The 13,577-nt window shown below is 46.2% G+C and carries 9 protein-coding genes and 2 tRNA genes; 5 read left to right on the forward strand and 6 right to left on the reverse strand.

Annotated features, from left to right (window positions below):
* The first annotated feature begins 42 nt into the window (after nt 1–42).
* The 4 genes from ACW9SV_RS14260 to ACW9SV_RS14275 all read left to right on the forward strand — a co-directional run bounded on the left by ACW9SV_RS14260 (nt 43) and on the right by ACW9SV_RS14275 (nt 2,743).
* Nucleotides 43–115, forward strand: a tRNA-Gly gene (locus tag ACW9SV_RS14260).
* A 74-nt stretch (nt 116–189) separates the two neighbouring features.
* Nucleotides 190–273 (forward strand) — tRNA-Leu (locus ACW9SV_RS14265).
* A gap of 194 nt (nt 274–467) precedes the next feature.
* A complete protein-coding gene (locus tag ACW9SV_RS14270; protein ID WP_479557448.1) occupies nt 468–1,577 on the forward strand; it encodes an acyltransferase family protein in 1,110 nt (369 codons plus the stop codon).
* Nucleotides 1,578–1,795: 218 nt separating this feature from the next.
* A complete protein-coding gene (locus ACW9SV_RS14275) occupies nt 1,796–2,743 on the forward strand; it encodes a glycosyl hydrolase family 28-related protein (RefSeq protein WP_479557449.1) in 948 nt (315 codons plus the stop codon).
* Nucleotides 2,744–2,993: 250 nt separating this feature from the next.
* Here ACW9SV_RS14275 and ACW9SV_RS14280 read toward each other — a convergent pair whose 3' ends face one another.
* The 4 genes from ACW9SV_RS14280 to ACW9SV_RS14295 all read right to left on the reverse strand — a co-directional run bounded on the left by ACW9SV_RS14280 (nt 2,994) and on the right by ACW9SV_RS14295 (nt 9,434).
* Nucleotides 2,994–3,893 carry a hypothetical protein gene (locus ACW9SV_RS14280; RefSeq protein WP_479557450.1) on the reverse strand — a complete coding sequence of 300 codons (900 nt, stop codon included), beginning with the start codon at nt 3,891–3,893 and terminating at the stop codon, nt 2,994–2,996.
* 217 nt (nt 3,894–4,110) lie between these two features.
* Nucleotides 4,111–4,644 carry a hypothetical protein gene (locus tag ACW9SV_RS14285; RefSeq protein ID WP_479557451.1) on the reverse strand — a complete coding sequence of 178 codons (534 nt, stop codon included), beginning with the start codon at nt 4,642–4,644 and terminating at the stop codon, nt 4,111–4,113.
* A 650-nt stretch (nt 4,645–5,294) separates the two neighbouring features.
* On the reverse strand, nt 5,295–6,152 hold the full coding sequence (locus ACW9SV_RS14290; RefSeq protein ID WP_479557452.1) for a hypothetical protein: 858 nt from the start codon (nt 6,150–6,152) through the stop codon (nt 5,295–5,297).
* Nucleotides 6,153–6,506: 354 nt separating this feature from the next.
* Entirely contained in the window at nt 6,507–9,434 is a 2,928-nt protein-coding gene (locus ACW9SV_RS14295; RefSeq protein WP_479557453.1) for a PAS domain S-box protein, read from the reverse strand.
* Between the two features lie 361 nt (nt 9,435–9,795).
* Here ACW9SV_RS14295 and ACW9SV_RS14300 point away from each other — a divergent pair, with 361 nt between their 5' ends.
* A complete protein-coding gene (locus ACW9SV_RS14300; protein WP_479557454.1) occupies nt 9,796–10,554 on the forward strand; it encodes a sterol desaturase family protein in 759 nt (252 codons plus the stop codon).
* A 141-nt stretch (nt 10,555–10,695) separates the two neighbouring features.
* Here the strand turns inward: ACW9SV_RS14300 and ACW9SV_RS14305 are convergent, their stop codons facing one another.
* Together ACW9SV_RS14305 and ACW9SV_RS14310 are read right to left on the reverse strand one after the other, a co-directional pair.
* Nucleotides 10,696–11,673: a glycoside hydrolase family 43 protein gene (locus ACW9SV_RS14305; RefSeq protein ID WP_479557455.1), complete on the reverse strand. Its 978-nt coding sequence runs from the start codon at nt 11,671–11,673 to the stop codon at nt 10,696–10,698.
* 224 nt (nt 11,674–11,897) lie between these two features.
* Nucleotides 11,898–13,439, reverse strand: coding sequence for an alpha-N-arabinofuranosidase (locus ACW9SV_RS14310; RefSeq protein ID WP_479557457.1), 1,542 nt, complete (start codon nt 13,437–13,439; stop codon nt 11,898–11,900).
* Nucleotides 13,440–13,577 lie beyond the last annotated feature (138 nt).

A 13,577-nucleotide genomic window follows, 5' to 3' on the forward strand; every position in this document is an offset into this window, starting at 1 on the left:
GCTTACCTTTGTATCACTAATTCAAACAGCGAATTAGAAAACGCGAAAGTAGCTCAGTTGGTAGAGCGCGACCTTGCCAAGGTCGAGGTCGCGGGTTCGAACCCCGTCTTTCGCTCAAAGATAAAAGACGTTACTCCGGTAACGTCTTTTCTTTATCTGCCTATTTTGTTTCTGTAAAGAAACGAGGTTGCCGGGATGGTGGAACTGGTAGACACGCAAGACTTAAAATCTTGTGACCATTAGGTCGTGCGGGTTCGATTCCCGCTCCTGGTACATATCACAAATTTTTTATAGCCTGTAAATCAAGTATTTGCAGGCTATTTCTATTGTGAGTAACAAACTAGTGACAAAAAGTCTCAGAAATGTCTTCTTTTAAAGAGAATTCTTTAGAGGCTAGTAGATTCTGTTAGCTATTAGTTTGTAATTAAAATTTAATTTTAGTTACACCTGCAAAGGTGCCATAAGTTTTGAATACTAAAGTAGCTTCTGCCCATTATTTCCAAGGTTTGAATGGGATACGCGCCATCGCGGCAGTTGGTGTCGTTGTCTCGCATATAGATTTAGCTTTGCCAGGATTCAACCTGCCCCAACTTTTCAAGAATGCAGCCGGTTCAACTGAGGGGTGGATGTTGGCCGGTTTTGGGGTAAGCATGTTCTTTGCCCTTAGCGGTTTTCTCATTACCTATCTGCTTTTGGCTGAGAAAAGGAAAGCAGAGGTTCATATTCCCCATTTCTATTACAGGCGTATCTTAAGAATATGGCCCCTATATTATGGGTACTTCCTTGCAAGTTTGGCAGCTTACTTTATTTTTAACGTTGATTTTACTCAGCAGTCAGTGCCGCTTTATGTGCTATTTGCCGCCAACGTACCCTTTGTCTTAGGGGGCGTTCTGCCGTTTGTTGGACATTACTGGTCTGTAGCGGTAGAGGAGCAGTTTTACCTGTTCTGGCCATGGCTGGTCAAATACACCAGGAGGTACTTTCTGACCAAGGTTCTTCTTCTGGCGGGTTTGTGGCTCGGCCTTAAGATCCTGTTTCACTTCCTCCCAGGTGGTGAGGTTATTTCGCTGTTCTTCCATGTTACCCGTTTCCACTGTATGCTGATAGGGGCAGCCGGGGCTATTCTCTATTACCAGAATAACCAACTATTCTTAAAACTTTCTACTCATTTGGCTGTGCAGGCAGGAGCATGGGGGATTATTCTGCTGGTGATCCTGAATAGGTTCCATTTCGCTTCGATCATAGATACTGAAATTATCTCTGCCGTCACTACCCTCATTATCATGGGGCAGATTACCGGTAGGAACCGGATTGTGCCTTTGGAGAACCGAATAAGTGACTTTTTTGGCAAAATATCGTACGGGATCTATGTGATTCACCCTTTGGTGATATTCCTTTTTCAAAGATTAATCAATGGCATGGCCCTGGGACAAACGGCTAAATATGCCCTTGTGTTCGCCGGGGTTGTTTCTGTTACAATAGCTTTAGCCTACCTCTCTTATAATTACTTTGAAAAGCCTTTCCTTAAATTGAAATCTCGTTTTGCCACCGTTCCTAGCGTGAGCAGCTTAAGGTAAAGAACCTCTTGAAGTGGCACGTATTGCTTCCCTTGCATTTAAACGAGGGTAGGGTTTTGCTATTAAGCCAAGACCAATTTGGGTTGGCTACCGAAATGGTGATCGGTTCCTAATCTTACTTTCCCGTTTACTCTTTGGCACAAGAATTGTCTATGGCACCACATTAGGATGCTTTTGCTGGTGGCTGATTTGCTTTTATATTTTCTTCCTAGGATAACATGATTAGAAGATCTTTATCCCTTCTTATTCTCATTTCTTTGATTGCCCTCCAACCAATTTCTATTTATGCGGGGAGGGGCAAGGTTGTTTCTATATATAGAAAGGCAGAGGCTGCCCCTTTAGTAACCCAGGGTAAAACGGTTAGTTATTTCCCAATCAATGAATTTGCTATCAACGTCCAAGACCTGGGAGTAACGCCAACTAACAAGAAGAACAATGTAGCCCTTCTGCAGGCTTACCTGAACAAACTTCCTCAAGGGTCAACCCAAAACATTTATTTTCCTGCTGGGGAATACGCGTTTGAAAAAACTATTACATTAAAGCAAAGGCCTGTTAGGCTGTTCGGGGAATCGGGGACGATTTGGGGCAACAGTACCAAGCTGAAATTTCCTGCTAATACCACCGGTATACATATTGACCGAGGGGGGGCTTCCATTCAAGAGACAATCATTGAACGCATCTGTCTTGTTGGAGGAGGTGGGGATGGGGCCAGGGGCAACGGGATTCAGTCAAATGCTCGCATCAAGCTAAGGGATGTCACTATGAAAGGATTCTCCCAGAATGGTCTGTTGATTTGGGCCAACATGGAAGAGGGAGGCGATGCTTCAGGTTCTTCTATCGAATACTGCCATGCGCTGGAGAATGGGCATGATGGCTTTCTGGCGGGTAGGACGGACGCTAACGCTATCACCTTTATCGGCTGTGATGCCAGAGACAATGGGCGCTATGGATTCAATGACGACAGCTTTCTAGGCAACAACTTTCTCTCTTGCATGGCGCACTACAACAAGAAGGGAGACTACTTTGTAAGGGATTGGGGCAACGCTAAATCTCTTTTTATGGGTTGTTATTCTGAGGGTGGGAGTCCAATCTCTAAACTTGGGCCACTTTCAACTGTAATTGGGGGAATTTGGGGTACCCCGTACACTCTTGGAAATAAAAAGTGATTTCAGTCAGCTAGTAAGTAAATTTGTAAAAACAAAAAGCCCCACCAATCTTTTGGACTAATAGAGTCTTCTGTTCTTACTAAGTATCGAACCTAAGAAGGTGTAACGGGTATATCACACCATATCTTCCGCCTAAAACTTTCAAAGAGGTAAGAGATCTGCTTCTTCTCTTGTTTTCAGAATAAAGGTTGAAAAACATTTAGGTCTTTATTTGCACTCCTTTACCCACAAGTAAGCTTTTACGGTCGTTTTAGTATTGTGCCTCTAAAATAGGATCGGCCACCTCTTTAGACTGGTTTTCAGAAGGGGCGGTGCTGCGAAGCAGTTCTTTTGCAATCACTGTCATGGCGACAATCCAAAGGAAAATACCTAAATAAAGTTTCAGCTCTATTTTGTCGCTGGGAGAAAGGAGTGTAGTGGAGGCATTTACCTCGAAAGCTGCTTTGCCTCTTAAGAAGAGCAAGAGTACAATGGTGCCAAATGCTAGGTACCTGGCATAAAGCTGCTGCATCGAATGGTTGATTTTGTTATAAAGCCAGGTGAAATCTACAAAAGCAAGATACACCATGCTATTCGCGATAAAGGGGATATTCAGCAGAAACGTGTTGGTTAGATGGAAAAAACACGCAATCAGAAGCCACAAGCGCCAACCTTTTCGGGAGTGTAAAAGAAAGAAGAGCGGAGACAACTCAAACAGTACGGCTGTGTAGTCAAAAAGCTCCAGTAGAATAGGAGGGAAATAGTTGACGTAAGGGGCCAACAGGTAGTTCCTATTCATGGTGTAGTAACCATCTTTGAACCATCCCAGAAACCCGTTATAAGCTGGGTCAAAATCCACCCAATTAAGCGCCTTTTCAAAACCAGCCGAGAACATAGAAAAGCAAAGCAGGATGCTGAGCAACGAGAGGCTTTTGGAGGGAGAGTCAAGCCTTGATTTTTTATCTGGCAAAACCGCCAAATGTTTCCCCCAACCAGAAAAAGCCATGCAGAACAGCAAGGCATAGATCATGATGGAGTGGTCTATTTTCCCGAAGGAGTAATTAAAATTAAGGCCAATAAGGCAGGAAGACAGGAAAACCAAGGTAGAGGTTCTTGCCTTTACGCCGATGATGAGGCAAACCAGGCTTAGCAGCACAAGGCAATCAAGCAAGAAGAAAAAGGTTTCGCCCGGAAACCCATGGAAAAGATTGGCTAGGCTTAGGAGGGGAGGAGTGAATAGGGCTTGAGGGGCTTTTGCTATCCAGCTAAAACTGGGAACATAAATGGCTAACAGAAAAAGGCCCACTACAATGCGTAAAGCACTTAAGGACTTTGCGTTATCAGGAGTTGTAGATCGGCAGACCCTCGTCCAGAAGAATGTGTTGAGGCTATTGGTCCAAGTGTAAAGTGTTTTCATAGGTAATCTTGTAATTTAATTTCCTGCCACTTGGGATGGAGATGGTTTGGTTGGTTTCAACAACCTTGAGTTGAAGCGCAGCAAAGTTTTGGTCTTTGAGCTTTGCCCGTAGCCACGCCTTTACCTCTTCCTTGTCTTGTGGGGTAGAAGTTCTGAGTTTAAACAGATCTGTGTGTGTCGCCAAGGGTGATAAAGCTCCTAGGTAAAGGGAATTGGAAGTTTCTTTAAGGCCAAACTCTCTGGATAAGATAGGGCTTAGGTATTGGATAGGAATAGGGTAGAGCAAACGCATGGGGTCTACCTCGGCCCAAGCACCATTTGCTTTTTGGGCATATAGGGTGGTGTACTTAACCTCCGTTTTGTCTGGGTAGACACTTACTTTGCCCGAACCAGAGGGAAGCATCACTGCCGGGTATGGTTCCAAGACGATTCCATACTTGCTCCTCAGGAAATAAGGAACCAAAAGAATGGCCAAAAGGACTACGGTGAATCTTAGAGAGAACATACTGAAACATTTCTGGGTAGGGGGATGGGTTTAGCGCATAAGGTTTCTGTGAAAGATCTATAAAGAAGAGGGTGGGGCTTTATAAATAACGAGTGAATTCCTTTGGTGCAAGCAGGCTCTACAGATGCTGCCTGTGCCTTGTGTTCCTACTCGTTAAGTTTTGTTTGCCAACAAGCTAAATAGTATGGGATAAGGGTTGGATTTTGCTAGCGTGGAATGATTTTTCAGGGTGCTTGCTGTTTCACCTTCATCATGAACCAAGTAACTAGAACAAGTATCCATAGCGATAGACAATAAGTGAAATATGGGCCGTTATTGGACTTTGTATATGTGAAATTATATGCGATAATTATAAAATACAATAAAAAATTATAAATGTTTCAAAACAGAGGTTAGGTTATTATGTAAAAGTTTCCTTTCTAAGTAGTAGAAGCCTTTGTATTTTTTTATTTGGAAGGGTAAGAAAGTGAGGATTTTAGGGTGGAGTGGTTGATTGGAGAAATGATTTGGTTAGAAAAGTGCTAATATTAGATAAGTGTTAATGGGTTGTAGGTTCGGAATTGTACTTTATTTGTGACGGTTAGGTCTTTCTGATCAAGGAAACTAGGTAAGGCTTATAGAAGATCTTGCTTTAAGAAATAGAAAAAGGCCTACTTGGTTTTATAGAAATAGAGGCTCACAGAGGAAGCAAGTCCCTTTTCACTTAAGGTAAAGTATCCAGAATCAGCCGCGGCGTAGGTGACGGCCTCTCCCTGGGGTTCGATAGTGTAAGAAAGCGTAGTGAAATCCTGAAGTAGGTAGTTTTCCACCGATTCGGTTGATTTTTGACGGTACCTGTACAAAGCGCCATAGGTTTTTATGATCACTTCCTTTCCATTTGGGGATAAAGCGGCGCTAACCACAAAAGGGTGAGGTATAGTTCCTGCCAGTTTTGCCACATGGAGAGTACCGGAAGAAAAGGGAGGGGTTAATTTGTATATTCTGGAGAGACTATCTGTTTTGGTGAAAATAAGGATGTTTTTTGTTTTAGGGTCAACAAGAAACGCTTCGGCATCGTGGGACCCATCAGGATAGTGGAAGCGAATGACACTAACGTTCTTAACGGTGTCGGTGGAAAGACCGGGTTCCTGGAAGTGGTAAATTGCGTATTCCTTTGCTGAGAAATTATTATCCCCAATCTCCGCAAGATAAATCCTTTTGTCAAGCAGGAGCATGTCTTCCCAATCCCTGTTTTTGACCCCTTTTATGAAAACCTCCTTTAAAACGCTTCCGTCATGTTTCACTAAATACAACTGGGCCGGATTTCCGCTGTCTTCATGAGCCCAAAGATGACCCGGCAAAGTTCTGCTATCCGCAATACCAGATACTTCATCAATCATGGGAACAACGGGTACCTTCACAGGAGTGATATTCTGAGCAGGGTCTACCGGAACGGCATCTTCTGTTTTGCAGCTGGCGAGCCCCACAAGGAAGGAAAAGAAGAAGTCAAGATACAGGAATGTTTTCATCTGGTAGGCGATGGATTTAAGGTCACGTCAGAACTGCTATTGAGAGTGCTTCCGCTAAATTTTCAGTAACGGAAGGGAAAAGTAGAGCCTTACTGCCTTGAAGAAAGCAATGTGACAACTTAACAAAAGGAAGGCCCTATTGCCCGAATGTATTGGTGTGTAAGAAGGTGCTAACCCTCTGGTGAATGAGCAATTAGGTGTGGCTTGCAGCCCGGAATCCGCTTTAATAAGATTAAGATAGGTAGTAGCCAGAACCTGTGCAAGTCAGAGGAAGAGGTTTTAAGGCAGGTTTCTGAGAATCACACGTAAAACAGCCTTCCGGTAAGCAGTGATAACCTCCTTCCTGCGGTAATTCTAAACTTGGGCTTCCTCAAACTCTATGCAGAACTCAGTGCCTTGGTTTACCTTACTATGGACATGAATCTTGCCGCCCAGGGCTTCTACCTGAGTTTTTACCATAAACAAGCCCATGCCCTTGCCGTCTGTATGAAAATGGAAGCGTTTGTAAAGCCCAAAGATTTTATGCTGGTGCGTTTGCAAATCAATGCCCAGCCCGTTGTCTTTGAACGTGATGATGTTCTTCCCATCTTTCTTGCTGGCCAGGATTTCTATGGTGGGCAGCTGGTGGGCTTGCCGGTACTTAATGCTGTTAGAGATAAGATTGGAGAAAATGCTGTGTAAATAGCTTTTGATGGTGTAGATCTCCTTTACATCTGAGAAGTCGGTGCGGATAGAGACCTTTTCCTTTGCCAGTAAGCCAGAGGACATGACCTTGATGTCGTCTACCAGTTGGGTAAGGTCTACCTGTTCTTTTTTCTCGTTTACTTCCTGGCGCACCTGTAGCACATGGTTCAAGTCATTGATAACAGCATCCAACTTGCCCACTGAAGTCTGAATACCCTCAATGGATTTGCAGAAGAGCGGATTGTCTGGCGACAAACCGCTGACAAGGTCTGAGAGGCCGATGATATTGGCAACCGGAGCCCTGAGGTTATGCGAGACTATGTAGGCAAACTGCTCCAGGTCTTTGTTCCGTTGAAGTAAATCAGAGGCAATGCGCTCTTTCTCCAGCTGAGCAATTCGCTCTTTGGTGACATCCTGGATAATGCCCAAGATCTTATTCGGTTGCCCCGCAAGGGCAAGTTCCCGTTCAAACTCATTGAAGAGATACCGCACTTCGCCGTTCTGGCGCACTATCCGGCAATGGTACTGGTAAGAGGCTACCCCAGAGTGAATGGCTTCTCTTACGGTTGCGGCTATCTGCTCCATTTCCTCTGGGTGAACAAAAGTCAGAAAGGACGTGAATTTTGGTTCAAGAGAAGCAGGTGTGGTGCCTAGAATTCTGTACACCTCGTCAGACCAGACCGTTTCCCCAGTATCAATGGTGTATTCCCAGCTGCCCATGTGCGACAAAGTCTGCGCCAGTTTCAACCGGCCCTCGCTTTTCTCCAGCTCACCGAAGGCCTGCTGCAAGGCGGCCTCCGCGTCTTTTTTAGCGGTTATATCCCACCGGATGGCGAGGTACTGGTACGGAATGCCTGCATGGTCTTTGATGGGGACAACGGTGGCTTCTGTCCAGTAAAAGGTGCCACTCTTGCTCTTGCTTTTGATTTCGCCCTTCCAGATGTTTCCCTTGGAAACTGTTTCCTGAATGTTTTTAAAGAAGTCCTCGGGATGGTAGCCGGAGCTAGTGATGTTGAAATCCTTACCCAGCAACTCTTCCCGGCTGTATTCAGAGATGGCGCAGAAGTTTTCATTCACGTGCGTGAAGACCCCGTTTTGATCCATAATGGACACAATAGCTGACTGGTCTAACGCGTCCTTGTAATCGGCGATCTCCTTGATCCGTTCAGCCACATTTTTCTCAAGTGACACGTTGAGGCTCTGCAAGAGGGCCTCTGCTTTCTTCTTCTCGGTGATATCCACAAAAGCGGTCATGAGCCGCTCCTGACCATCCAAGGTTACCAGGTCTGCGTGCACCGAGATTTGGCGGATTTCCCCGGTCTTGGTTCTGGCCTCCATTTCCAGTGACTTAAAGGCCCCATTGGTGCGCAGTTCCTGCAGAAGGGAAGCCCGGTCTTCGGGCTGCTTCCATAGGTTAAGCTCGGTGCTGGTCTTGCCAATAAGCTCCTCTTTGGTATAGCCGAAATATTGGGTGTAGTTTTCATTTGCCTCCAGGAAAACGCCCGTCTGCGCTTCTGAAATAGATTTCATGATCGGGCTTTTAAAGAAGATCTGAGAGAAAAGGGCTTCGCTGTCCTTCAGTTTCAGTTCCGCCAATTTCCGGTCGGTGATGTCCTCAAAAGCCATGACTAGGCATTCTCTATTATTAAGAAACGCTTTCTCAATGTGGTAGACCACGTTTCTGATGCGCCCGCCTTTGGCCCTTACCTGCGTTTCAAGGCCCTTTATTTTCTGGTCGCGGCTCAGTTGCGCGTACATCTTTTCCCGGAAGGTAGGGTCCACAAAAACCGCATGGTTTTCGGCCGGCTTGCCGATAATGTCCTCCCGGGTATGGCCGAAGAAAGAAAGTGCGTTCTCATTGGCATCTATGATAACTCTGGAAGATACTTCTACCAGCGAGAGCATGATGGGGCTTTTGTAGAAAAGGCCCGAGAAAATCTGTTCTTTCTCTTTGAGTATTTTAGAGGCTTTGCTTCTGGCCGATAGGTGCTTGTTGATAAACCAATAGGTAGAAATGAAAAACAGGAACATAAAGGCCGAGAAAGCAGCAAAAGTGGCAAACAGCCTCTCTGTCTTCACCGCTGATTCTTCGTCGGCAAAATGAAGTAGGGCCCTTTCCTTTTCCTCTATCTTGTGCACCAGTCGCCTGATGGAGCTTAATTGGTTTTTCAGATCTTCCCTAGCCAGGGTGTTGGAGTTGCGAACAGTAGAGGAATTTGCCTCAGAGACGGCCTGTGCCGCCGAGCGAGCAAAAGTCTCGGTCAAAGTCGCCAAGTTCTTAATGTGGCTCTTTTCCGTGCTGTCGGTGACTCCGGCTTGCTGCAAATTCTGAAGGTGCCGTGGGTAGCTTGTTAAGGCTGATCTATACTGTAAAAGCGACGCCTTTTGCCGGGTGACCATGTAAGACGTGCTTCCCTCTTCTATGTCCTGCAAATGGCTGTAAAGGCTTTCTATGGATTTAAGAACCCGCAGGGAGACTTTCTCGCGGCGATCTATGGCATCGTTTTCCTGCAGATTAAAGTAAGCCAACACCGTAAAGAATACGAGGCTAAGAAAGGCCGTAAGAAAAACACCAAACAGTGTGCGTTGAAGAGGCATGCCGGTATATCTAAGGGAATTTAATAAGAGATAAAATTAATTGATGGAAGCAGGAATAATTCAAAAATTCTCTTGCTAGTGGTGGATGAAAGGCAAAGTTGTGCTATTTGGGAATGGTGGAATTTTGCAGCCGCTTTGCGTAAATTTAAGTCTAAGTATCAGTTAAACAGCATCGAAATGAACGCAAAACTTAGTTTAATGGTATAAAACAGCTTTTTAAGCAGGACAAAGTGTTAGATATAGAAAGATAAAACTAAAATAGTCTGCTTGCCTAATAAACTTATCATTAGCCTTAAATTGTTCCGCTAAAGAAGGGCTTTTATACTGGCATATTCTTAAACCAACCTGTTTTTAACCTGAAATGAACGCGCAATTTTGGCTTTTTTATGGCGTATTGGCAGCCCGATACCTGTTTATTGCGGGACTTGCCTTTGTGATATTTTATATTTTCCTGCCTCAAAGGTTTGCCACCCGGAAAATACAGGCGCTATTCCCTAAGCGGAAGGATTATGCCCGCGAAGTAGGGCATTCTTTCCTGACCTTTCTCATCTTTGCGTTATATGGAGTGGTCCTTTCCTCAGAGGCGGTCTTGCCGCACACGCAAGTCTACATCGAAATCTCAGACTACGGTTGGGGGTATTTTGCCGTGAGCGTGCTGCTGGCCTTGCTTATCCATGACACCTACTTTTACTGGACGCATAGATTGATGCATCACCCGCGCCTGTTCAAGCTCTTTCACCTGACACACCATAAATCGGTGAACCCCTCTCCTTGGGCCTCCTTCTCATTCAGTCCGCTTGAGGCCGTGGTAGAAGGCGGGATTATCTTTGTGGTCGCCTTGCTCATTCCCATTCACCCGCTAGCCATTGTGGTGTTTCTGTTCTTTATGACGGTGTACAATGTCTACGGGCACTTAGGATATGAAATTTATCCCAAATGGCTTGTAGATAGCCCCGTAGGCAAGTGGCTGAATACCTCCACCAACCATAACATGCACCATAAGTACTTTAAAGGAAATTACGGATTGTACTTCCGGTTCTGGGATGAATGGCTGGGTACTACCCACGGTAAGTACACGGAGACCTTGGCCAAACTGGTAGGGGCAGAGGGCAGGAAGTAGCTGCTTTGTCAAGGAATCTGTTTCGTCAACACCAAAAAAGAAGCTCCCCGCAAGTTACGTCTGCGGGGAGCTTCTTTTTTGGTGCCTTTTGGGAAATTGACCTCCAAAAAGGGGTTTGCTGAAGGGGCTTGTTATGCGCTATTATTTAGCTGGGTTTACGCCTTCTGAGGTCATGACCACCCGTTTCATAGAGCCATCTTTGTTGTAATTCAGATAGTCAATGCAAACCGAGCGCCGGAAACTTCCACCATCTGGCTGTATAGCGCCATTGTGGTAGATGAAATAGGTCTTGCCCTTGAAATCAATGATGGCCTGGTGGTTGGTGTTGGAGTTGCCCGCCAGTTCGTTCAGGATGCCTTTGTACTGCCAAGGTCCCTCAATGCTTTTGCTCATGGCATAAGCCGTTTTCTCTGGGAACTGATATGCATAAGAAAGATAGTACCAGCCATTGCGCTTGTGCACCCATGGGGCCTCAGTGAAGTTAGGGAGCTTGATGGTGTTGATGGGGCCGTCCAGTTCGGTCATGTTTTTCTTCAGGCGGGCATAATGCAGGGTGGTGTTGCCCCAGAAGATGTACGCCTGCCCGTTGTCATCTATGAAAATTGCGGGGTCAATGTCATCCCAGCCAATAGAAATGTCTTTGGTCATGTCATTGGTGATAAGGGCAGAGCCCCGCGCGTCTTTGAACGGCCCGATGGGGCTGTCAGAAACAGCTACCCCAATGGCTTTGCCCGGAATGGTGGCGTGCTCCACCGTGGAAAACCAATAGAATTTACCGTCTCGCTCCACCACATGCGAGGCCCAAGCTTCACCTTTGGCCCAAGCAAAGTCCTTGGCCTGTAAAGGAACAGGGTGCTCGGTCCAGGTAACCATATCCGGGGAAGAGAAAACCAGCCAGTCATTCATCACATATCCTTCGCGGCGAGCGGGTGCCTCGTCAAAGCCCGCGTACAGGTACACCTTGTCTTTGTGCACTAGGGCGGCCGGATCGGCAGTGTATTTGTGCGTGATGACAGGGTTGCCTTTTGCTTTCACCACCGTGTCGGCAGGGGATAAGGAAGGAGAGGCGGCCGTTGCTGAATAAATGCCACCTAATAGAAAGGCTGCAAGAAAGGCCATGGCTCTACCGAAAGAAGAAACCAGACGCGGGAAGTTTTTCATCTTAGTAAAATGGAGTGAAAATTCAGAAACGGAATTACTTATTTAGGCTCGTTTCCAGGAAAATAGCCCTAAAGCAGAGCGCAGGACTTTGCAGCCAAAAAGCTTGGGAAAGTTTCCCAAAGCCAGAATAGCCCGCGGTTTGCTCCTGATCAGCGATTCTGGCTCTTGAAAAGAAGAGGAATTTATTTCATCTCAAGCACCACCACCGAGAACGGAGGAAGCTCTACCTTCAGGTTGTTGCCTTTCAGTTTCGCGCCTTTGAAAGCAGCCGGGGTGATGAGGTTCGGTTTTTCAAAGGTGTTATGGTCTTGCAGTGACTTTGAGGCAAGGATGCGGCCGCCTACTGACTTGAAGTTAGCTCCTTCAATGTTGATAGATACTTCCTGCTTGTTCTTAGGGTCAATGTTTACCAAAGACACGTGCGTTACACCATTTTTGTCACGGGAAGCCGAGCCGTTTACCGCGGTCAGTTTCTCGTTTCCTAAGGTGTAATCAGCGCTCTTCACGGTAAGGGGTAGATAAGTGGCATCCTGGTGCACGTTGTACATCTCCATCACGTGGTAGGTAGGGGTCAAGATCATTTTCTCTTCATCTGTTAAAATCACAGCTTGCAGTACGTTGATGGCCTGGGCCAGGTTGGCCATGCGCACGCGGTCAGAGTGGTTGTTGAAAATGTTGAGGGTAGAGCCGGCAATCATAGCGTCACGCATGGTGTTCTGCTGGTACAGGAAACCTGGGTTGGTGCCGGGTTCCACTTCATACCAACCTCCCCATTCATCCACTACTAAGGCAATCTTTTTCTCAGGATCATACTTGTCCATGATGGCCGAGTGTTTCTGGATAAGCTCTTCCATAAACAAGGCACTCTTCATGGTAGAGAAGTATTGCTGGTCGTTGAACTTCACCGAAGGGCCTTTCTTGTCCCAGTTGATCACAGAGTAATGGTGCAGGGCCACGCCTTCAATCAGGTTTTTAGGAATGATCCGCATGATGGCCTCGGTCCAGTTATAGTCTGCAGAGTTAGCGCCTGAGGCGATTCTGAAAAGCCCGCCTGAGTTGCCCCAGTCAGAGACGAAGGTGGCGTACTTACGGTATTCGTTCGCGTAGTACTCGGCGGTCATGTTGCCGCCGCAGCCCCAGGCCTCATTCCCGATTCCCCAGTACTTCACTTTCCAAGGCTTTTCACGGCCGTTCTGCTTGCGCAGGGCAGACATAGGGCTCACGCCTGCAAAGTTCACGTATTGTACCCAGTCGGCCAGTTCCTGAACGGCACCGCTGCCCATGTTTCCTGCCAGGTAAGGCTCGGTGCCCAACAATTCGCACATGTTCAGGAAGTCATGTGTCCCGAAGCTGTTGTTCTCAGTAACGCCACCCCACCAGGTATTCACAATAGTAGGACGTTGGTCTTTGGGCCCGATGCCGTCTTTCCAGTGGTATGTATCAGCAAAGCAGCCGCCCGGCCAGCGCAGGTTAGGGATCTTCAGTTTTTTAAGGGCATCTACCACATCGTTCCGCACTCCGGCAGTATGCGGGATTTTAGTGTTATTCTCTCCTACATAGAAGCCTCCATAAATACACCGGCCCAAGTGTTCTGCAAAATGCCCATAAATGTGGCGGCTAATTGTTCTGTCTGGTTTGGCCGGCACCGTGAGAGTGGCCGTGTTTTGTCCGTAAGAGCCAAGGGTGCTCAGCAGGAGAAGGAAACTCAGGATTGCGTTCTTCATACTTTAGGGCTGTTTTGGTGGGGATTCGGTGTAAGATTTTAAAAATGGAAGATTTTTATTCGTAAAATTTGCAATAAATATAAGTGTATTTATTACATTTATACAACCAAATTTCAAAGTTTAAAGTAGGAATTAGAA

The organism is Rufibacter sp. JT20002 (genome assembly GCF_056491185.1).

What these genes read in the sequence shown, in the direction of transcription:
- ACW9SV_RS14305 (WP_479557455.1), bottom strand. Translation starts at nt 11,673, where the DNA reads ATGGCCTTTCTTGCAGCCTTTCTATTAGGTGGCATTTATTCAGCAACG.
- ACW9SV_RS14295 (WP_479557453.1), bottom strand. Translation starts at nt 9,434, where the DNA reads ATGCCTCTTCAACGCACACTGTTTGGTGTTTTTCTTACGGCCTTTCTT.
- ACW9SV_RS14310 (WP_479557457.1), bottom strand. Translation starts at nt 13,439, where the DNA reads ATGAAGAACGCAATCCTGAGTTTCCTTCTCCTGCTGAGCACCCTTGGC.
- ACW9SV_RS14300 (WP_479557454.1), top strand. Translation starts at nt 9,796, where the DNA reads ATGAACGCGCAATTTTGGCTTTTTTATGGCGTATTGGCAGCCCGATAC.
- ACW9SV_RS14285 (WP_479557451.1), bottom strand. Translation starts at nt 4,644, where the DNA reads ATGTTCTCTCTAAGATTCACCGTAGTCCTTTTGGCCATTCTTTTGGTT.
- ACW9SV_RS14290 (WP_479557452.1), bottom strand. Translation starts at nt 6,152, where the DNA reads ATGAAAACATTCCTGTATCTTGACTTCTTCTTTTCCTTCCTTGTGGGG.
- ACW9SV_RS14275 (WP_479557449.1), top strand. Translation starts at nt 1,796, where the DNA reads ATGATTAGAAGATCTTTATCCCTTCTTATTCTCATTTCTTTGATTGCC.